The organism is Streptomyces sp. BL1, assembly GCF_057628045.1.
This window is the reverse complement of sequence record NZ_JBXYWZ010000002.1, coordinates 7981097-7998669: the sequence shown is the minus strand read 5'-3', so window position 1 is coordinate 7998669 and position 17573 is coordinate 7981097. Positions and strand designations below refer to the sequence as shown.

Annotated in this window: 18 protein-coding genes; 10 read left to right on the top strand and 8 right to left on the bottom strand. The window is 72.8% G+C overall.

Features of this window, described 5'->3' with window-relative positions; all coding sequences use genetic code 11:
* Positions 1-75: 75 nt before the first annotated feature.
* Both AC3AGO_RS35345 and AC3AGO_RS35340 read right to left on the bottom strand, forming a co-directional pair.
* Positions 76-1068 (bottom strand): Lrp/AsnC family transcriptional regulator, encoded by a 993-nt coding sequence (locus AC3AGO_RS35345; RefSeq protein WP_487824918.1) that lies wholly within the window; start codon positions 1066-1068, stop codon positions 76-78.
* Between the two features lie 234 nt (positions 1069-1302).
* On the bottom strand, positions 1303-1896 hold the full coding sequence (locus AC3AGO_RS35340) for a TetR/AcrR family transcriptional regulator (protein ID WP_487824397.1): 594 nt from the start codon (positions 1894-1896) through the stop codon (positions 1303-1305).
* 159 nt (positions 1897-2055) lie between these two features.
* Between AC3AGO_RS35340 and AC3AGO_RS35335 the strand changes: the two genes are divergently transcribed.
* Positions 2056-2910 carry an NAD(P)H-binding protein gene (locus AC3AGO_RS35335; RefSeq protein WP_487824396.1) on the top strand — a complete coding sequence of 285 codons (855 nt, stop codon included), beginning with the start codon at positions 2056-2058 and terminating at the stop codon, positions 2908-2910.
* A gap of 332 nt (positions 2911-3242) precedes the next feature.
* Entirely contained in the window at positions 3243-3485 is a 243-nt protein-coding gene (locus AC3AGO_RS35330) for a hypothetical protein (protein WP_487824395.1), read from the top strand.
* A gap of 178 nt (positions 3486-3663) precedes the next feature.
* On the opposite strand, the gene AC3AGO_RS35325 is transcribed toward AC3AGO_RS35330, so the two are convergent.
* Positions 3664-4362 carry a GNAT family N-acetyltransferase gene (locus tag AC3AGO_RS35325; protein ID WP_487824917.1) on the bottom strand — a complete coding sequence of 233 codons (699 nt, stop codon included), beginning with the start codon at positions 4360-4362 and terminating at the stop codon, positions 3664-3666.
* Between the two features lie 166 nt (positions 4363-4528).
* On the opposite strand from AC3AGO_RS35325, the gene AC3AGO_RS35320 reads away from it, so the two are divergent.
* The 4 genes from AC3AGO_RS35320 (at position 4529) to gndA (ending at position 7353) form a co-directional block, all read left to right on the top strand.
* Positions 4529-4720 (top strand): toxin-antitoxin system HicB family antitoxin, encoded by a 192-nt coding sequence (locus tag AC3AGO_RS35320; protein ID WP_487824394.1) that lies wholly within the window; start codon positions 4529-4531, stop codon positions 4718-4720.
* The gene (locus AC3AGO_RS35315; protein WP_487824393.1) at positions 4717-5013 is read left to right on the top strand and encodes a hypothetical protein; all 297 of its coding nucleotides are present in this window, start codon (positions 4717-4719) and stop codon (positions 5011-5013) included. Before AC3AGO_RS35320 ends, AC3AGO_RS35315 begins: the two co-directional genes overlap by 4 nt.
* Positions 5014-5249: 236 nt before the next feature.
* Positions 5250-5603, top strand: a complete 354-nt coding sequence (locus tag AC3AGO_RS35310; protein ID WP_487824392.1) for a DoxX family protein — start codon at positions 5250-5252, stop codon at positions 5601-5603.
* Positions 5604-5907: 304 nt separating this feature from the next.
* The gene (gene gndA, locus AC3AGO_RS35305; protein ID WP_487824391.1) at positions 5908-7353 is read left to right on the top strand and encodes an NADP-dependent phosphogluconate dehydrogenase; all 1446 of its coding nucleotides are present in this window, start codon (positions 5908-5910) and stop codon (positions 7351-7353) included.
* Between the two features lie 490 nt (positions 7354-7843).
* On the opposite strand, the gene AC3AGO_RS35300 is transcribed toward gndA, so the two are convergent.
* Together AC3AGO_RS35300 and AC3AGO_RS35295 are read right to left on the bottom strand one after the other, a co-directional pair.
* Complete coding sequence (locus AC3AGO_RS35300; RefSeq protein WP_487824390.1) at positions 7844-9364, bottom strand: potassium/proton antiporter; 1521 nt, start codon at positions 9362-9364, stop codon at positions 7844-7846.
* A gap of 42 nt (positions 9365-9406) precedes the next feature.
* Entirely contained in the window at positions 9407-9706 is a 300-nt protein-coding gene (locus AC3AGO_RS35295) for a DUF3040 domain-containing protein (protein ID WP_487824389.1), read from the bottom strand.
* Positions 9707-9945: 239 nt separating this feature from the next.
* Here AC3AGO_RS35295 and AC3AGO_RS35290 point away from each other — a divergent pair, with 239 nt between their 5' ends.
* Positions 9946-10617 (top strand): response regulator transcription factor, encoded by a 672-nt coding sequence (locus AC3AGO_RS35290; protein ID WP_487824388.1) that lies wholly within the window; start codon positions 9946-9948, stop codon positions 10615-10617.
* Positions 10618-10931: 314 nt separating this feature from the next.
* A complete protein-coding gene (locus AC3AGO_RS35285; protein WP_487824387.1) occupies positions 10932-11771 on the top strand; it encodes a response regulator transcription factor in 840 nt (279 codons plus the stop codon).
* Between the two features lie 213 nt (positions 11772-11984).
* On the opposite strand, the gene AC3AGO_RS35280 is transcribed toward AC3AGO_RS35285, so the two are convergent.
* Entirely contained in the window at positions 11985-12401 is a 417-nt protein-coding gene (locus AC3AGO_RS35280) for a hypothetical protein (protein ID WP_487824386.1), read from the bottom strand.
* Between the two features lie 24 nt (positions 12402-12425).
* Here AC3AGO_RS35280 and AC3AGO_RS35275 point away from each other — a divergent pair, with 24 nt between their 5' ends.
* Positions 12426-13430: a sensor histidine kinase gene (locus AC3AGO_RS35275; protein ID WP_487824385.1), complete on the top strand. Its 1005-nt coding sequence runs from the start codon at positions 12426-12428 to the stop codon at positions 13428-13430.
* Between the two features lie 261 nt (positions 13431-13691).
* Here the strand turns inward: AC3AGO_RS35275 and AC3AGO_RS35270 are convergent, their stop codons facing one another.
* A complete protein-coding gene (locus AC3AGO_RS35270; RefSeq protein ID WP_487824384.1) occupies positions 13692-14411 on the bottom strand; it encodes a GNAT family N-acetyltransferase in 720 nt (239 codons plus the stop codon).
* Entirely contained in the window at positions 14408-15940 is a 1533-nt protein-coding gene (locus tag AC3AGO_RS35265; RefSeq protein WP_487824383.1) for an APC family permease, read from the bottom strand. The genes AC3AGO_RS35270 and AC3AGO_RS35265 overlap by 4 nt, the downstream gene beginning before the upstream one ends.
* A gap of 396 nt (positions 15941-16336) precedes the next feature.
* On the opposite strand from AC3AGO_RS35265, the gene AC3AGO_RS35260 reads away from it, so the two are divergent.
* Complete coding sequence (locus AC3AGO_RS35260; protein ID WP_487824382.1) at positions 16337-17485, top strand: acyl-CoA dehydrogenase family protein; 1149 nt, start codon at positions 16337-16339, stop codon at positions 17483-17485.
* The last annotated feature ends 88 nt before the right edge of the window (positions 17486-17573 follow it).

Sequence of the window (17573 nt, the reverse complement as noted above, 5' to 3'; positions counted from 1 at the left end):
GGCGTTCGGGGCATTGGCCGTTCGGACGCGGACCGGCGTGCGGCGGGTGGGCGGCGTGTCAGGGGCGTGGAGGGCTCACTCGAACTGGTCCATGCGGGTCCACGCGCCCTTGAGGGTGACGAGATGGAGGGTGATGTCGGAGGCGTCGAGGCCGGGAAGCGCCCCGATCACGTCGTCGGTGTAGCGGAACAGGTCGGTGCGGCGCGGCAGCACCATGTGCCCGACCAGGTTGAAGCGGCCCGTGGCGGCGGCCAGGAACTTGGTGCCCGGATGCTCCGCGAGCTGCCGTCCCGCCGCCTCCAGCCGGCCCGGCTCGATGGACAGCCAGAGCATGAACTCCGCCTCGAACCCCAGCAGTGCGGGCTCCACGAGGGTGCGGAAATGCAGGCTGCCCCGCTCGACCAGCCGGTCCAGCGCCCGGGCCACGCTGGACTCGCTCCGGCCGAGCGTCCGGGCCAGGGCACTCACGGGCAGCCGCCCGTCCCTGGCCAGTTCGGCGACGACGTCGTTCTCCAACGCGGACAACGGCCGCGGCGCCTGGTCCCAGCCGGCCCGCTCGTACGGCCGCTCGTACGGCGAAGAGCGCGCGGGGCGCAGGTCGGTCACGGCCTCGGGCGGCAGCAGGTTGGTGTCCCACAGCGCCGCCGAGGTGAAGGTACGGATCACCGCGACATGTTCCGTACTGGTGATCAAGTCCGCGCCCGGCAGATCGGTGTAGAGCAGACGCAGCAGTTCCTCGTTGTCCCGCGCCACGAAGTCGACGATCAGATCGGCGGCCCCCGTGACGAGCGCGAGGAACCGGACCTCCGAACGCTCGGCCAGCAGCTCCGCCAACTCCAGGCCCTTGCCCGGCCGGGCCTGGGCCCGCACCAGCATCGAGGAACCCGACCCCGTCCGGTCCAGCTCCACGGCGCCGACCACGTGCAGCAGCCGGCGCTCGCGCAGCGACTCGTACCTGCGCTGCGCCGTCGACTCGCTCGTGCCCGCCCACCGGGCGACCTTGCTCCACGGCGCACGCCCACTGAGCTGGAGCGCCGCGATGATGCGGCGGTCCAGCTCATCGACCATGTCGGCGCTCGCCCGAGGAGTCATGGCCGAGACCGTAGGCAGCCGGAATATGGCCGTCAATGCCGGAATCCCGCATGCGACGGCCCTCGACTCGGGGGAATCCGCCGTCTCTTGGCGTCTGCTGAGGGATACGCCCAAGTCGCAAGCGGAGGGGCCGGTTACGGCACCGTGCGGGATCCCGTCGCCACGAGTTTCACAACGCCCGGCCCACAGCGACCCTCGGGTCGGTTCGGCTCAGGCTGCGCGGCCGGGCCATCGGATTCCGTCCAGGAGGTACAGGGTGCGGCGGTCGTAGGCGTCCCGGGGAGGCCGCTCGCCGTGCTTGAGGGCGAGGGCGTTGTCGACGACGAGTGCGTAGAGGTCGTCCGCCGTGAACTCGGGCCGCAGCGCACCGGAGGTCCGCGCCGCCGCGATGAGCTCTTCGTTGGCCTCGCCTCCGACCCGGCAGATCTCCATGAGCTGCTGGGAGTGCGGATATGTCTGCAACAGGACGTCGTTGAAGGCGGGCTGGCGGTACTGGAGGTCGCGGATCGCGGTGAGGTAGTACGTGATCCGCTCGCCGACGTCGTCGATGGTCCGCGTGTGGTCGATGACGGCGAACAGGTCACTCGCCACGACCTCTTCGATGACGGCTTCGATGAGGCCGATCCGCCCGCCGAACCGGTTGAAGATCGTGGCCTTGCTCACCCCTGCCGCCTTGGCGACCTCCTCCAGCGGCACCGTCAGGCCCTGTCCCTGGAAGGCGCCGATCGCGGCAGAGCGGATCTGTTCGGAATTGCGCCGGGCGTCGGCGCGCAGCCGGGATCCCGAAGGCACCGCACCGGCCATGGCCCTCACCGTCTCCCTCTGTCGCTCCCCGGCGTAACTTGACTCGCCGAGTCAGCTTACCTACGGTCGCAGGCAGAAGGGAAACTGACCCGGTTGGTCAACTTACGATTCCGCCCACCGCCGAGACGGGCACCGTGGGCACTCAGGAAGGGCGAGCACATGATCGTTGTCACCGGCGCCACCGGTGGGCTGGGCGGCGCCACCGTCGAGCACCTCCTCAACCGCATACCCGCCGACCAGATCGGCGTCAGCGTCCGCGACGTCGCAAAGGCGCAGCACTTCGCCGACCGCGGCCTGCGCGTGCGGCAGGGCTCGTACGAGGACCCGGCCGCGCTGCGTGACTCGTTCGCCGGTGCCGAGCAGGTCCTGCTGGGGTCCGGCAACGACCCGGCCGCCGACATGGTCGGCCTGCACCGCGATGCCATCGAGGCCGCCGTCGCGGCCGGCGCCCGGCGGATCCTCTACACGAGCCAGCAGGGCGCCGTCCCCGGCAACCCGTACCGCCCTTCGGACTTCCACGTCGCCACCGAGTCGCTGCTCGCCGCGTCCGGAGTCGCCTGGACCGCGCTGCGCAACGGCGCCTACGGCCCACTCGGTCAGGTGCTCGGCCCGTGGCAGCGGACCGGCGTGATCGCTCAGCCGGAAGACGGCCCCGTCCCGTACACCGACCGGGACGACGTAGCGGAGGCCACTGCGGTCGTCCTCGCCGGTGACCGCTCCTTCGACGGTCCTGTCTCCCTCACCGCGCCGGCCGCCGTCACCTTCGACGATTTCGCCGAGATCGCCTCTGACCTCACCGGTCGCACCATCGAGCGCATCGTCGTGGACGACGAGCAGTGGGTTGCCGACCAGGTCACGAGCGGTGTGCCGGAGCAGATGGCCCGCCTCATGCTCACCTGGTATCAGGCAGCCCGCGCAGGCTACTTCGCCGACACCGGCCCCTTGCTGGCCGAACTCCTCGGCCGCGAGCCCCACACCGCCGCCGACCGACTCGCAGCCAACATCGCGACCTGAAGCGGAGCTTCCTTCCGGTCGATCGAACGTTGACCTCGCCGCCGGCCGGCAGCGGGCAGACCCGGGCCCGGTGCTCGTCGTTCAGAGCCGACGCGGCCACCTCCGCGACGAGCGTCGCGCCGCCGATCGCGATGCCGCCCTCCCGCGGATCGCCCCAGCAGGACCCCCGGATGCCGAAGGACTCATCGCGGACGGCCGGAAGCGGCCTCGGTCGGTCCGGGGCGCGCCCCGCCAGTCATCGACCGGATCACCCGCTCCCCGACGGGCCTCACGCCACTTTTACCCCTCAATACGAACAATGGGGATGTATCCGCATAGAAAGTGGCTCCGTTATGGCAGGACTTCGCTGGCATCTCTCGCTCTCCGTGCCCTTCGCCCTCCCCGGCGGCGGCCGGCACCGCGTCTCCCGCGCCCTCGATGATTCCGCGGCCGCGCAGAAGCCCGACCCCCGCCCCGGTCGCACGGACGGCGCCGGAGAATCGCATCGCGCTCAGGCCCGGGAGCGCCTCGCCAAGGCCCAGGCAGAGCGGGCAGCCCGCCGCGGATACCGCTCCTCCGGCCGCTACTACGTCTGACCTCAGACGGAACCCCGAAGGCGGGCCCGCCCGCCGCGCCCGTCCCGCCCACGGGCGCGGCTCGGCACCGGCCCGTCGACCTCGGCACCACTGTGCCCCCGCCCCGGCCGGGCACAGTGGTGCCGTTCACGGGCGCCCGTGGCAGCCAACTCGGCCGGGAACGGGCGCCGTTGTCGCGTCAGGCTCCCGCGTCGTCCGGCACTCGCGCGGCGAGGAACGTGGGGCGGGAGCGGAGGCGGAAGCCGAGCGATTCGTAGAGGCCTATCGCGGGGTTGTCGTGGCCGGTGTGCAGGAGCGGGGTCTCGCCGCGCTCCTTGATTCCCGCGGAGACGGCGAGGATGAGGCGCCGGGCGAGGCCCTTGCCCCGGAAGTCCGGGTCGGTGCACACCCCGCTGATCTCCGTCCAGCCGGGCGGGTGCATCCGCTCCCCCGCCATCGCCACGAGCGCGCCGCCGCTGCGGATGCCGAGGTAGCCGCCGAGTTCGACGGTGCGCGGCAGGAACGGGCCCGGGCGCGTACGGCCGGTCAGGTCCAGCATCTCCGGTACGTCCTCGGGCCCCAGGCGCACGGCGTCGCTGTCGTGGACGGCCTCGACTCCGTCGTCGACGAGCTGTACGCCCGGCAGTTCGAGGGTGATCTGCCAGTCCTGCGGCGGCCGGACCGGCGGCGCGGCGAACATGACCGAGCCGCCGGGGCCCGCGAGTCGGGCGACGTCGTCCCACTCCTGCCGGCCGGCGTCCTCGGGCAGCGCGTACCAGGGCGAGATCTCGGTCCCGTACCGCAGCACCCGCCCGCGGCGCTCGGCGAAGCGGGCGTCCGGGCCGTTCAGCGCGGCGTGGGCGGGGTTGTCGAGGGGGTGCGGTGCCGGCTGCGGCATCAGGGCGTTCTCCAGGGTCGTGTCGAACGGGCGCCGACCCGTACGGATCGGCGCCCAGCGCATCATCATCACCGCCAACACCGAAGCCGTGACCAGACTTCCCCTCCGGCAGACGTACGCGCTGATGCCACCACGGTGCGGTGGCATCAGTGCCACCATGGCGAGCATGACGACGATGACGCTGCGGCTCCCCGACGAGCTCGACCCCACCCTGCGCTCCAGCGCCGAGGCCGCGGGCATGTCGCTGAACGCGTACGTGGTGCGCGCCGTACGCCGTCAGGCCACCCTGGACGCCGCCCAGGAACTCGCCAGGCTCGGGCTCGGCCAGGAGCTGTGCGGCGAGGGCGACTCTCTTTGAAACGCGGCGAGATCTGGACTCTGGCCGATGGCCGGAGCGTCCTGGTCGTCTCGCTCAACGGCCTGGAGACGTTCTACGGCACTCTCCTCGCCATCGTGCTCCACCCTGCGGGCCAGTACCCGGACACGGCCATGTCCGTCGTGATCACGGACCCGATCCCCCGCACCGCCGTCGCGGTCAACCTCCAACAGCTGCGCACCACCCGCTTCGAGGACGCCCAACTCCTCGGTACCGTCCCGCCCGACGTCCTGGAACGCATCGACCAGGCCCTGCGCGCCGTACTCGATCTCTAGCGTCTGCGCGGACGCCGGCCCCGCGCCTCGCCACCGCCGCCTGCGGCCGCGATCATGGAGTGGAACGCGGTTCGGGAGCCCGCAACCGCCCGTCACATTCTGCTCGGCTCCCCCGCGTCACCCCGGCTTCCTCAACTCCTGTTCCGGGTACGGCACTCGGGTGGCACCCTGGCCTCCCGAGGAGCGCTCCGCGCACCGGCACCGGCCGGCTGCGCGACGCCGAAGGAGACGGTCCCGTGAACATCACTTTCGCTGTTCTGTCCCTGATGCTGGCCGCGGTGATCCTCTTCGCGGGGATTCCCAAGGTCCTGAAGCGGCAGCAGATGACGGAGGGTGCCGAGCATCTCGGCTACTCCGTCAAGGCGTTCCAGATGATCGGCGCGCTGGAAGTGGCTGCCGCCGCGGGCCTCGTGATCGGCCTGTTCTGGGAGCCGTTGGGCATCGCGGCGGCGGTCGGGCTGGTGCTGCTGCTGAGCGGCGCGGTCATCTCGCACCGGCGTGCCGGTGACGACGTGAAGGTCTTCCTGCCCCCGCTCGTCCTCACCCTGGTCTCCGCGGCCACCGTGATCGTCGGCATCTCCGCCCTCTGACGGCGGCCCGCAGCGGGCACACGGGCCGGAGCCGGCGACCGTACGTGCCGTGGCGCGCGAGATCCCTCGGCCGGAGGACCTCATAACCACCTGGCCGCGCCCCGCTCTCCCGCGCCCCGTACGCATGCCTGCCCGCCCCCGTACGACCGGCCGCGCGCCCGTACGGACAGCGCGGGGCGTTCTCGCGCGACATCATGTGCCGGGGGCGGGGATGTATCGCCGCCCCGTCAGCCGGATACCCGCGTGGCTGCCGTGCCCGGAAGGGCCCGGGGCCGATGACCGCCCGCCAAAGGGAGCGACCTTCATGAGCACACGCGCACAGATCGGCGTCACAGGTCTCGCCGTGATGGGCCGCAATCTCGCCCGTAACTTCGCCCGCCACGGCTACGGCGTCGCCGTGCACAACCGCAGCGCCGCCAAGACACGTGATCTGGTGGAGCAGTTCGGGGACGAGGGCACCTTCGTACCGGCCGAGTCGCCCGAGGAGATGGTCGCCGCGCTGGAGCGCCCCCGACGGCTCGTGATCATGGTGAAGGCGGGCGAGCCGACGGATGCCGTGATCGAGGAGTTCGCGCCGCTGCTGGAGGACGGCGACATCCTCATCGACGGCGGCAACGCGCACTTCGAGGACACCCGCCGCCGCGAGCAGGCGCTGCGCGAGCGCGGCCTGCACTTCGTCGGTGCGGGGATCTCCGGCGGCGAGGAGGGCGCGCTGCACGGGCCGAGCATCATGCCGGGCGGCAGCCCGGAGGCGTACGAGGCGCTGCGGCCGCTGCTGGAGTCGGTGGCCGCGGACGCGCCGGACGGTACGCCGTGCACCACGCACATCGGCCGGGACGGTGCCGGGCACTTCGTGAAGATGGTGCACAACGGCATCGAGTACGCCGACATGCAGCTCATCGGCGAGGCGTACCACCTGCTGCGGAACGTGGCCGGGTACGAGCCGCCGCGGATCGCGGAGATCTTCCGCGGCTGGAACGAGGGCCCGCTCGACTCGTACCTCATCGAGATCACCGCACAGGTGCTGTCGCACACGGACGCGGACACGGGCAAGCCGTTCGTGGACGTCGTCGCCGACCAGGCCGAGCAGAAGGGCACCGGCCGGTGGACCGTACAGACGGCGCTGGATCTGGGCGTGCCGGTCTCCGGCATCGCCGAGGCGGTGTTCGCACGTTCGCTGTCCGGGCATGCCGGTCTGCGCGACGCCACCGCCGGACTGTCGGGGCCTGACGTGCCCGTGCTGGAGGGCAAGGACGCGGAGGAGTTCGCGGAGCAGGTCCAGCAGGCGCTGTACGCGTCGAAGATCGTGTCCTACGCGCAGGGCTGGCACATGATCCAGGCCGGCAGCGAGCAATACGGCTGGGACATCGCGCCGGGTGCGGTGGCCGCGGTGTGGCGTGCGGGCTGCATCATCCGGGCGGCGTTCCTTGACCGGGTGCGCAGCGCGTTCGCCGCCGATCCGCAGCTGCCGTCGCTGCTGGCCGACGAGGGCTTCGCCAAGGAGATCGGCGAGGCGCAGAACGACTGGCGTGCGGTGGTGGCCACCGCCGTACGGCGCGGTGTGCCGGTGCCGGGCTTCTCCGCGGCGCTGGCCTACTACGACTCGCTGCGCAGTACGCGCCTTCCGGCGGCGCTCACGCAGGGGCAGCGCGACTACTTCGGCGCGCACACCTACCGGCGCACCGACCGCGACGGCGTCTTCCACACGCTCTGGGCGGAGGACGGCCGCCGGGAGGTGCAGTCCGGCTGAAGTACGTACCGCCGGCGGCGCGTTGGCCTCCCCCGCGCCCTCGCGCCCGGCGGACGAGCCGTGTCCGTGAACCTCGCGGATGCGGACCCCGAGGAGAGAAGGAGAGCACGTTGAGCACTCCGCCCCCTGACCCCGTTCCTCCGGCCCCGACCCCGGATCCCGGCGGTCCCGGCCCGGGACCGCTGCCGGGGCCCGTACCGGCGCCGCCCGCTCCCCCGCAGCCGGGCCCCGACCCGATCCCGCCGGCCCCGCCGCAGCCGGAACCCGAACCTCCGCCACAGCCCGAGCCGGGACGCGCGGGGAGCTGACCGCGGGTCACGCGTGACCGCAGGGCACGCGTGACCCGCGCGGCGGCGCGCGGGACCGGCCGTACGACGGGCCGGCGAACGATGGGCCCCGTCCGGAACCCTCCGGGCGGGGCCCGTCGCCTGCTCTGCTTCTCCGTTCGACGAACCTTCCGCCCCGCAGGGCAGCAACACCCGCCGGCCGTCTAGGGGTTGGGGCGTGCCGGGGGTTCGGGGTCGCCGTGTTCGCCCAGCCAGCGGGCGAGTTTGCCGCGTCTGCCGATGGCGCGCAGGCGGCGTTCCGCGGGCTCCCGCGTCGATGTGGTGGTGATGAGCAGGAGTTCGTCGCCCGCTCGGAGGGCGGTGTCGTGGCGGGGGACGATGCTCGTACCGTCACGGACGATGAGGGTGACGACGGCCGGTGGGGGCAGGCGGAGTTCGAAGACGGCGACGCCGTCGAGCCGGGAGCCCGGGGGGACGGACACGGTGAGCAGGTCGGCGTCCAGGACGTCCAGCGGGGCGGTCTCGACCTGTACGTCGCGCAGCGCGCCGGGTCTGGTGAGGCCGAGCCATCGCGCGGCGGCGGGCAGGCTCGGGCCCTGGACGAGCGTGAACACGACGACCAGCACGAACACGATGTTCAGCAGGCCCCCGGCGCCGTCGACTCCGGCGACGATGGGGAAGGTGGCCAGCACGATCGGCACGGCGCCGCGCAGCCCGGCCCAGGAGATGAACGCCTGTTCGCGCCAGGGTGTTCGGAACGGCAGGAGGCAGGCCGCGACGGAGACGGGGCGGGCGATCAGCAGGAGGACGAGGCCGACGGCGAGGGCGGGGAGGACGGCGGAGGGCAGTTCGCTCGGGTTGACGAGCAGGCCGAGCATGACGAACAGGCCGATCTGGGCGAGCCAGCCGGCGCCTTCGGCGAAGGAACGGGTGGCGGCGCGGTGCGGCAGCCGGGAGTTGCCGAGGACGAGGCCGGACAGATAGGCGGCGATGATGCCGCTGGCGTGGGCGGCTCCGCCCGCGGCGAAGGCGATGATGCCGAAGGCCACGGTCGCCAGCGGGTAGAGGCCGGTGGCGGGCAGCGCGATGTGCCGCAGCGCTGCCACGCCGATGCGTCCGACGAGCAGGCCGAGTGCGGCGCCGACGGCCAGTTGGTAGAGCACGTCGCCGACGATGGCGGCCGGTCCCGGCAGATCGGTGGCGGCGGTGCTGAAGACCAGGACCAGGATGATGGTGGGCGCGTCGTTGAAGCCGGATTCCGCTTCGAGCAGGCCCGTGACCTTCTGCGGGAGCGGCAGGGAGCGCAGGACGGCGAAGACGGCCGCAGCGTCGGTGGAGGAGACGATCGCCCCGAGCAGCAGCGCCAGATGCCAGTCCACGCCGAGCAGCAGCTGGGCTCCGGTGGCGGTGACGACGACGGAGACGGTCACCCCCGCGGTGGCGAGCGCGCCGGCGGGTGCCAGCAGGCGGCGGACGTCCGTCCACTGGGTGGTCAGGCCGCCTTCGACGAGGATGACGGCCAGTCCCGCGGTGCCGAGGGACTGGGCGAGCTGGGCGTCGTCGAAGTCCAGGCCGAGGACGTCCTCGCCGAGGATCACGCCGACGCCGAGGAACAGCAGGAGGCTGGGGAGGCCGAGCCGGTGGGCGGTGCGCGCCGCCGCGATGCTGGCGAGCAGTACCGTGCCGCCGGTCAGCAGCACCACGTACAGCTCCTGCAGCGTCATCCGGTCTCTCCGTACTGGTTCCGGCGCCTCGGGCCGGCGCCGTCAGCCGGTGTCACCTCCCGGGGGAGAGCGACGTCCCCGTGGCGGGTTGCGCTGAGGTTCGAAGAGGGGGCCCGCGGCGCCTGCCATGACCAGGCTCGCAGCGATGAGCAGCCCGTGCCCGGCGGCGATGCCGATACCCAGGAGGGTCAGGGCGAGGGTCAGTACGATCCAGGCCCGGCGGTGCCGGTACTCGCGCGGCCGGCAGGGGCGGCCGGTTCCGAGAGCCTCGGCGAAGTGCGGGTCGTCGCGGCGCAGTCGGGCCTCGATGTCCTGCAGATGCTCGTCGTCGAAACGGGGCATGGCTCCTCCCTCCCGCGGGGCGGAGTCTGAGTGTCCGGTGCCTGGCCTCCACGCTCGCCCGCTGCATGGGCCCGCAGCCATCCGTACCGGCACCCATTTCCGGGGGTGCCGACCATGTAGGCGCGGCCGCGTGCGGAACGGAATGTGGGTGCTGGGCCCGATGGACGGCGGCCCCGTGATCCCGGCACGCTGGGGGTACGGCCCGCTCCATCGTTGCAGGCCAGGAGACGGAGGCCGATGTGCACACGGGTCAGCCCGAACCGGGGACGACTCGCATCCTGCTCGCCGACGACCATGCCCTGGTCCGGCGCGGGGTGCGGCTCATCCTCGACGGCGAACCGGATCTGACCGTCGTCGCCGAGGCCGGGGACGGCGCCGAAGCCATCGACAGGGCCCGTGCCGAGCTGCCCGATCTGGCCATCCTCGACATCGCCATGCCCCGCCTGACGGGCCTGCAGGCCGCACGTGAACTCTCGCGTCTCCAGCCGGATCTGCGCATCCTCATCCTGACCATGTACGACAACGAGCAGTACTTCTTCGAGGCGCTCAAGGCCGGCGCCGCCGGGTACGTGCTCAAGTCCGTCGCGGACCGCGACCTCGTCGAGGCCTGCCACGCGGCCATGCGCGACGAGCCCTTCCTCTACCCCGGCGCCGTCAACGCGCTCATCCGCAACTATCTCGACCGTGTCAGGGACGGTGAGGATCTTCCCGACAAGGCCATCACGGACCGGGAGGAGGAGGTCCTCAAACTCGTCGCCGAGGGCCACAGTTCGCAGGAGATCGCCGCGCTGCTCTTCATCAGCGTCAAGACCGTCGAACGCCACCGCGCCAATCTGCTGCAGAAGCTCGGTCTCAAGGACCGCCTGGAACTCACCCGGTACGCGATCCGGGCCCGCCTGATCGAGCCGTGACGCGCGGCCGTCGAGCCGTGACGCCTGACTGCCGGGCCGTGTCGCACGACCGTGAACCCGTGACGAGCGAGCCGCTCCTGTGCGTAGTGCGGGCACGCACTGTGCGCGCGGCCGCTCCCCGCTCCTCCCCCACGGGGACGGCGGTGGGCGCGGGTGCGGTTCGGCGCCATCTGCCGGGGCCGGTACGGGAGTTCGCGCAATCGGTGGTGTTTCTCGAACGGTGACGCCTTCCGCCCTAGGCTCGAAGGGAACGCCGTGCGTCCGGGAACATGCCCGGGCCGCACGTGAGTTACGGGGGTTTCGGGGGAACAGCAATGCACGTTTTGGTGGTGGAGGACGACGAGCACATCGCGGGCCCGCTCACGGAGGGGCTGCGGCGGTTCGGGCACGAAGTGCGGCATCTGCAGGAGGGCGGGCAGGCAGTGGCGCTCGCGAGAGACGCCGACTTCGTACTGCTCGATCTGGGACTGCCCGACCTGGACGGGCACGAAGTGTGCCGACGGCTGCGCGAGCGTTCCTCCGTGCCGGTCATCGTGGTGACCGCGCGCGAGGATGAGCTCGACCGGGTGCTGCTGCTGCAGGGCGGAGCGGACGACTACGTGGTCAAACCGTACGGCCTGCGGGAGTTGCTCGCCCGGATGGAAGCGGTGTGCCGCCGGGCGCGCGGCAACCGGCACTGCGCGGAGGCACAGGAGCCGGGTACGGGCCGGTCCGGTGGCGGCGAGCGCGGCACCCGCGTACGCGGCACGGACGTGCGGGACGCGGGCGTACGGGGCGCGGACACCGTGGGCGGGATGCCGGACGGTGCGGTGGTGCGCGACGGTGCGGTGGTGCGCGACGGCCGGGAGGCGGTGGAACCCGACCGGTTCGGGCCGCTGGTGGTCGACTCGCGTGCGCGGCGGGCCGTGCTCGACGGCCGGACGGTCGAGCTGACCCGCAGGGAGTTCGACCTGCTGGCCGCGCTGATGGCGGACGCCGGAGCGGTCCGGCTGCGCGAGGACCTCATCAACGAGGTGTGGGACACGAACTGGTACGGCTCGACCCGCACGCTCGACGTCCATGTCGGCACGCTGCGCACGAAGTTGGGCCACCGGCAGTGGATCCGGGCGGTACGCGGAGTGGGATTCCGCCTCGCCCCTCCCGGGACGGCGTGACCCCGGGCCCGGGGCGGCGTACGAGCCTCGGGCGCGAGCGCGCCGGGCGGTGAAGTGGCCGTACGGGAACGGGTGTTGAACGACGGACCGCGGCTGCCCGTATGACAGTGAGACGTCGACGGCATGCGCCGGCAGGGCGTCCATGGAGTTCTGTCGCCGCATCTGCCGGAACCCGTCCGGACGGGCGCGGCGACACATCAGGGGTGCCGGCCGTCATCCGTTGGCCGGCACCGGCCGGGGAGGACGGGGGACCCCGTGCGACAACGCCTTTCTGTGCGGCACCGCCTGGCGGCGCCGGCAGTCCTGCTGGTCCTGCTGGTGGCGCTTCCGGCGGTCGTGCTGTTGACGTTCGGTGTGCCGTTGCCCGTGGACGACGGGCGGCCTGCGGCACGCGAGCTGGCTGCGGAACAGCTGGCGGAGGCACACCAGTTGACCGGTCCGGCTGTACGGGTTCTGCGGGACCGCCCTGACCGTTCCCTGGACGGGCGGCCGCTCGGCAAGCGCGGAGAGCCGGTGCGCGAGAGAGGAGAACGGGCCGGAGAACGAGGGCAGCGGGGCGGCGAACGCGGGGAGCCGGTACGCGCACGCGAGCCAGTTCGCGATCAGCGCGCTCTCGGGGGCCGGGCTCAAGTATTCGACCGGGGCGGCAGGTTGGTGACAGGTACGGGCTGCTCTCCCGCTTCTGCCGGACTCGCCGCCCGCCCCGAGGTCCGTGCGGCCCTGGCCGGGCGCCCGCTGGACTCGTCCACGTACACGATGCCGCCACAGGGCAGAGATCTGGTCGTGGCGGCGCCGGTTGTCGACGGTGGGCGGGTGGCCGGTGCGGTGGCGGTCTGCTCGCAGGCGGAGCCGCCGCACCGCCATCTGCACGGCGCGTGGCTGGTGTTCGGCGCCCTGTGGGTGCCGGCGCTGGCGGCCGGCGTCCTGATCGCCGTACCGCCGGCCAAGCGGCCGCCCTGCCCCTGCCGGCGCCCCAAAGAGCGGGCAGCCGCCCGCAAGGCGTTCCTCACCGACGCCTCCCACCAGCTGCGCGGCCCGCTGCTGGCGCTGCGCCTGCGGCTGGAGAACCTGGAGCCGCATCTGGCGGCCGAGGGCCAACCCGGCCTGGATCACGCGCTGGTGGAGGCGGACCGCATGAGCGGAACCCTGTCCGCGCTGCTGACCATGGCGCGCTGCGAGGGCGGCAACAACGCCCCGGCCCGGCCCGTCGACCCGCTGGCCATCGTCCGGGAACGGGCGGACTCGTGGCAGGCGACGGCCGAGGAGCGGCAGGTGTCCGTCGAGGTGACGGGCGATGCCGTGCCGGCGGCGGCCGTACCGGGCACGCTCGAACAGATCCTGGACGTCTTCCTCGACAACGCGCTGACCGTCGCCCCTCCGCGCTCCCGCCTGCGGCTCGCCGTCCAGGCGCAAGGCCGCCGCGTCCGCGTCTCGTGCCGCGATCAGGGCCCCGGCATGAGCGAGGCCGAACGCCGGCACGCGTGCGACCGCTTCTGGCGCGGCGGCAACGCGGTCCCCGGCGAGGGCTCGGGCCTCGGGCTGGCCATCGCCTCGTCGCTGGCCCGCGCCAACAACGGCCGCCTCACCCTCGACCCGGCCCCCGGCGGCGGCCTGGAAGCGGCCGTACAACTGCCGGTGTGGACACGGAAGTTCAGATGAGGGCGCGCCCGGTGAGGTACGGAGTGCCGTGCCGGTGCGCGCCGGACCGCGGGACTGCGGGACTGCAGCCGTGGTGGCGATGCGGGAGAGCTGGTGCCGCCGTCATGCGCCTTGCGGGGCAGGCCAGTTGGTGGGAGCCCGCCCCGCTCCCAGCCGGCACGGCTGCACGGCTGCACGGCTGCACGGCTCCACAAGCGTGTCTTCCCGGCGGACTGCCCGGGGGCGGGGGCGGGGGCGGGCCGCGCCGTCGAGGCCCACCACTCACCGCTCCCCCGACACCGCCACCGGCTCTCGCCACATCGGCCACATTCGCGGGCCGTCGGGGTGGAGGGTGAAGGGGTCGCCCATGTCGCGGTAGCCGTGGCGGGTGTAGAGGGCGCGGCTGCGTTCGCTGGATGCCTCCAAGTAGCCCGGGAGTCCGGCCGCGTCGAGGGTCGTGTGGTGGCGGCGCAGCAGCAGCGTGCCCAGTCCGTGCCCCTGGCGGGAGGGGTGTACGGCGAGGAAGGCGAGGTGGTGGTGCGGGGCGTGCGGGTGGCTGGCGGCGAAGGCGCGGTCGAGGGTCTGGAAGCGGGGCAGGTGCGGCCCGGCGGACGCTGCGAGTCGGGCCTCGTAGTCGTCCGGCTCCGGCACCTCGGGCGCTCCCGGGTCCTGGTGGACCCATACGGCGGCCCCCGTACGGTCGTCGGTCCAGTCGATGTGCCCGTGGCGCAGGGCGTGTTCGACGTGGAGGGCGAAGTTGGCCGTGAGGCGCCGTACGCGTTCCGCATCGCGGCGATGCCCGCCGACACCCCTGCCGGTGCCGGAGGCTCCGGATGCCGCGGAGGCAGCGTCGCCGTCGGCTCCGGCTCCCCCGCCCTCCGCGTCGGGGACCAGCCAGCGCGCCACGGCCAGCGATGCGAAGGCCGTGGCGATCAACTCCGCGACCGTGTCGACGTGTTCACGCCCGGCAGGTACGACGGCCGTCGTGCGGTACCCGGTCATCGGGACGCCTCCTTGTCCGGTGTGCCACCGGCCGGTACGGCACCGCCGCCGCCCACCTCACCGCCCCGCCCGAGCGCCGCGTACACCAGTGGCCGCCGGCCCCTCAGCCGCAGGCCCCAGAGCGCACCGCCCAGCAGGAGCACCCCGTACGCGACGGGGACGCCCCAGCGCAGGGGCGAGGACTCCGGAACGCCCAGCAGTGTCGCGAAGTTGGCGAGGGCGAGTACGAGGACGCCGAGCAGCATCAGCGCGGCGGGTACGGGGGCGAGGACGCGCCGCGCGAGGGTTTCCGTACCCGGGTGGCGGGCGAAGTGGGCGACGACGGCGAGCGCGGTGGCCGTGATGAGCAGCAGCACGCCGAGGCCGCCGATCGTTCCGCCCCAGTAGAAGAGGTGCACCAGCGGGTCCCAGCCGCCGGCCGCGTATACGGCGATCACGACGAGGGCGAGCACCGTCTGGAGGAGGGAGCCGGCCCGGGGCGCGCCGGTACGCGGTGAGGTGCGGCCGAACGCGGCGGGCAGGACGCGTTCGCGGCCGAGGGCGAAGAGGTAGCGGGCCGTGGTGTTGTGGAAGGAGATCATCGCGGCGAGGACGCTGGTGACGAACAGGGCCCGGCCCGCGTGGACGAAGCCCGCGCCGAGGTGGTCGGCGGCGAGGTGGAAGATGAGGTCGGCGCCCTCGGCCCGGGAGCGCGCGACGACCTTGTCGGGGCCTGTGGCCACGCTCATCGCCCACGAGGCGACCGTGTAGAGCAGGGCGATGAGGGCGACGGCCGTGTAGGTCGCCACCCGTACCGTTCGCTGCCGGTCGCGGGTCTCCTCGCTGAAGACGACGGAGGATTCGAAGCCGACGAAGCCCAGGACGGCGAGGGCGAGCAGCGCGCCCAGCCCCGTACCGAAGAGGTTTCCCGGGGCCAGGGTCGCGGTGGACACCGTGCCGCCCGCCGGGTGGGCGAGGTCGGCGGCGCTGTAGAGGACGATCACCGCGACCTCGGTGACGAGGAGGACGGCGAGGACCGTTCCGTTGACCCCGATGTCCTGGAGTCCGAGTACGGCGACGACTGCCCAGGCGACGAGCGCGATCAGCCACCAGCTGACGTCGAGTCCGAACCAGTCGTCGAGCAGGGGGCGCGCGGCGGCGCCGATCGCCCCGTAGAGGCCGATTTGGAGCGCGTTGTACGCGGCGAGTGCCACCCATGCGGAGCCGACGCCGAGGGGGCGGCCCAGGCCGCGGCCGATGTAGGCGTAGAAGGCGCCGGCGTTGGCGACGTCCCGGGCCATCGCGACGTAGCCGACGGAGAACAGGGCGAGCACGGCGCCGATGACGACGTACGCGAGGGGCAGTCCGGTCAGGCCCGTGGTGGCGTAGCCGGTGGTGACGACGCCGGCGACGACGGTCAGCGGGGTGGCGGCCGAGACGACGAAGAAGACGACGGAGGGGATCCCGAGCCGGTTGGCGGCGAGGGTCCGCTCTCCGGGTGCGGCGGTGTGCGGAGGTGCCGGTTCGGAGGCGTACGTGGATTCGGGCACGGAGCCTCCAGGGGCGTCGGCCAGGCAACGGTGGGGGCGGCGCCGGTGGGACGGTCGGCGCGACGCGAGGGAAGAGTACGCGGACGAGGGTCGGACGTCTGTACGGCGTCGAAGGGCTACGACCATGGCAGGGCCGGGAGTTGGACATGAGTCCGAGGTGCCCTACGTCTGACCCTGTGAACGCCCCGGTCCCGAACGCCCGGACACAGCCCCGCACTTGTTCACGCCCCGTTCTTGCCGCAGCCCTTACCGCCGGCTGCATGCGCGCTGCACGTCCCCTGAAGGGGCCGTTCCTAGCGTGGGACCTCATGCACCGGGCCCCGGCCGATGGGGACGAGGGAGGCGGGGGCCCGGTGCGGCCAGTCGTCCGGTCTGTCGACGCACGGGGGGTGTCCGGTGGGCACGAGGTATCTGGAGCGCGAACGAGAACATCTGGGGCAGGTCCTGCCCGGCCTGGAGGAGTTCCTGGCCGGCACGCCGCTTGCCGAACTGGAGCAGCCGGGCGGCGGAGCCCTCGCGGCGTTCCGCGCCGCCGGCGGTCCCGGTCTGCTCGTGCCTGCCGAACACGGCGGCAAGGGCGCCGACTTGCTCGACGCGGTACGGGTGCAGCGCGCTGTCGGCTCCCGTTCGCCGTCGCTGGCCGTGGCCACCACCATGCACCACTTCTCCGTCGCCTCTCTGGCGGAGGCCGCCGCGCTCGGCGGCGGGATGGAGTGGATGCTGCTGGACGCCGTCGCCCGGGACAACCTGCTCGTCGCCTCCGGCTTCGCCGAGGGCAGCACGGGGCAGGGCATCCTCTCTCCCACCCTCACAGCGCGGATGGAGGGTGACGGGGCGAACGGCAAGATCTGGCTGAGCGGCGTCAAGAAGCCCTGCAGTCTTGCCCGTTCGATGGATCTGCTCACCGTGTCCGTGGCCCTGCCGGGTACGGACGGCGAACCGTCGCGGCTGGCTGTGGCGCTGGTGCCGGCCGACGCGCCGGGGATGTCGGTACGCCCGTTCTGGAACAGCCCGGTCCTGGCGGGCGCGGAGAGCGACGAGGTCGTCCTGGACGAGGTCGAGGTGCCCGCCGGCCTTGTCGTGCGTACCGAGGTGACGGAGGACGGGCGGCTGGATCGGCTGCAGACGGCGGGCTTCGTGTGGTTCGAGGCCCTGATGACCGCAAGCTATCTGGGAGTTGTCTCCGCACTGGTGGAACGCGTGCTGGCCGCGCCGAAGACGGGCCACGCGGTGCGGGCGGAGGTCGCCACCGCCGTACACGGCGCCGTACTCGCCCTGGAGGGGATGGCGCGTACGGCCGCCGCCGGTCTGGACGAGCACGCCCTGGCCGATGCGCTCGCCTGCCGCTACAGCGCGCAGACGGTCATCGGGCGGGTCGCGGAGCAGTGCGTGGAGGCGCTGGGCGGCATGGCGTTCATCTCCTCAGGGGACGTCGCCTACCTCAACTCCGCCTGCCGCGCGCTGGCGTTCCACCCGCCCGCCCGATCCCGCATGGCCGAAGGGCTGGCCGACCACTTCACCGGCCGTCCGCTGCGCATCTCCTGACGACCCGTCACCGGCGACCACTCCCCTGAACCCGGGCCCCGTACGCCCGTTGCGCAGGCCACCACCCGCGCACCGTGCGGGCCCGTAC

Excerpts from the sequence above, each read along its gene's own strand:
- AC3AGO_RS35345 (WP_487824918.1), bottom strand. The coding sequence starts at position 1,068 with ATGGTCGATGAGCTGGACCGCCGCATCATCGCGGCGCTCCAGCTCAGT.
- AC3AGO_RS35340 (WP_487824397.1), bottom strand. The coding sequence starts at position 1,896 with ATGGCCGGTGCGGTGCCTTCGGGATCCCGGCTGCGCGCCGACGCCCGG.
- AC3AGO_RS35335 (WP_487824396.1), top strand. The coding sequence starts at position 2,056 with ATGATCGTTGTCACCGGCGCCACCGGTGGGCTGGGCGGCGCCACCGTC.
- AC3AGO_RS35330 (WP_487824395.1), top strand. The coding sequence starts at position 3,243 with ATGGCAGGACTTCGCTGGCATCTCTCGCTCTCCGTGCCCTTCGCCCTC.
- AC3AGO_RS35325 (WP_487824917.1), bottom strand. The coding sequence starts at position 4,362 with ATGCCGCAGCCGGCACCGCACCCCCTCGACAACCCCGCCCACGCCGCG.
- AC3AGO_RS35320 (WP_487824394.1), top strand. The coding sequence starts at position 4,529 with ATGACGACGATGACGCTGCGGCTCCCCGACGAGCTCGACCCCACCCTG.
- gndA (WP_487824391.1), top strand. The coding sequence starts at position 5,908 with ATGAGCACACGCGCACAGATCGGCGTCACAGGTCTCGCCGTGATGGGC.
- AC3AGO_RS35300 (WP_487824390.1), bottom strand. The coding sequence starts at position 9,364 with ATGACGCTGCAGGAGCTGTACGTGGTGCTGCTGACCGGCGGCACGGTA.
- AC3AGO_RS35295 (WP_487824389.1), bottom strand. The coding sequence starts at position 9,706 with ATGCCCCGTTTCGACGACGAGCATCTGCAGGACATCGAGGCCCGACTG.
- AC3AGO_RS35285 (WP_487824387.1), top strand. The coding sequence starts at position 10,932 with ATGCACGTTTTGGTGGTGGAGGACGACGAGCACATCGCGGGCCCGCTC.
- AC3AGO_RS35270 (WP_487824384.1), bottom strand. The coding sequence starts at position 14,411 with ATGACCGGGTACCGCACGACGGCCGTCGTACCTGCCGGGCGTGAACAC.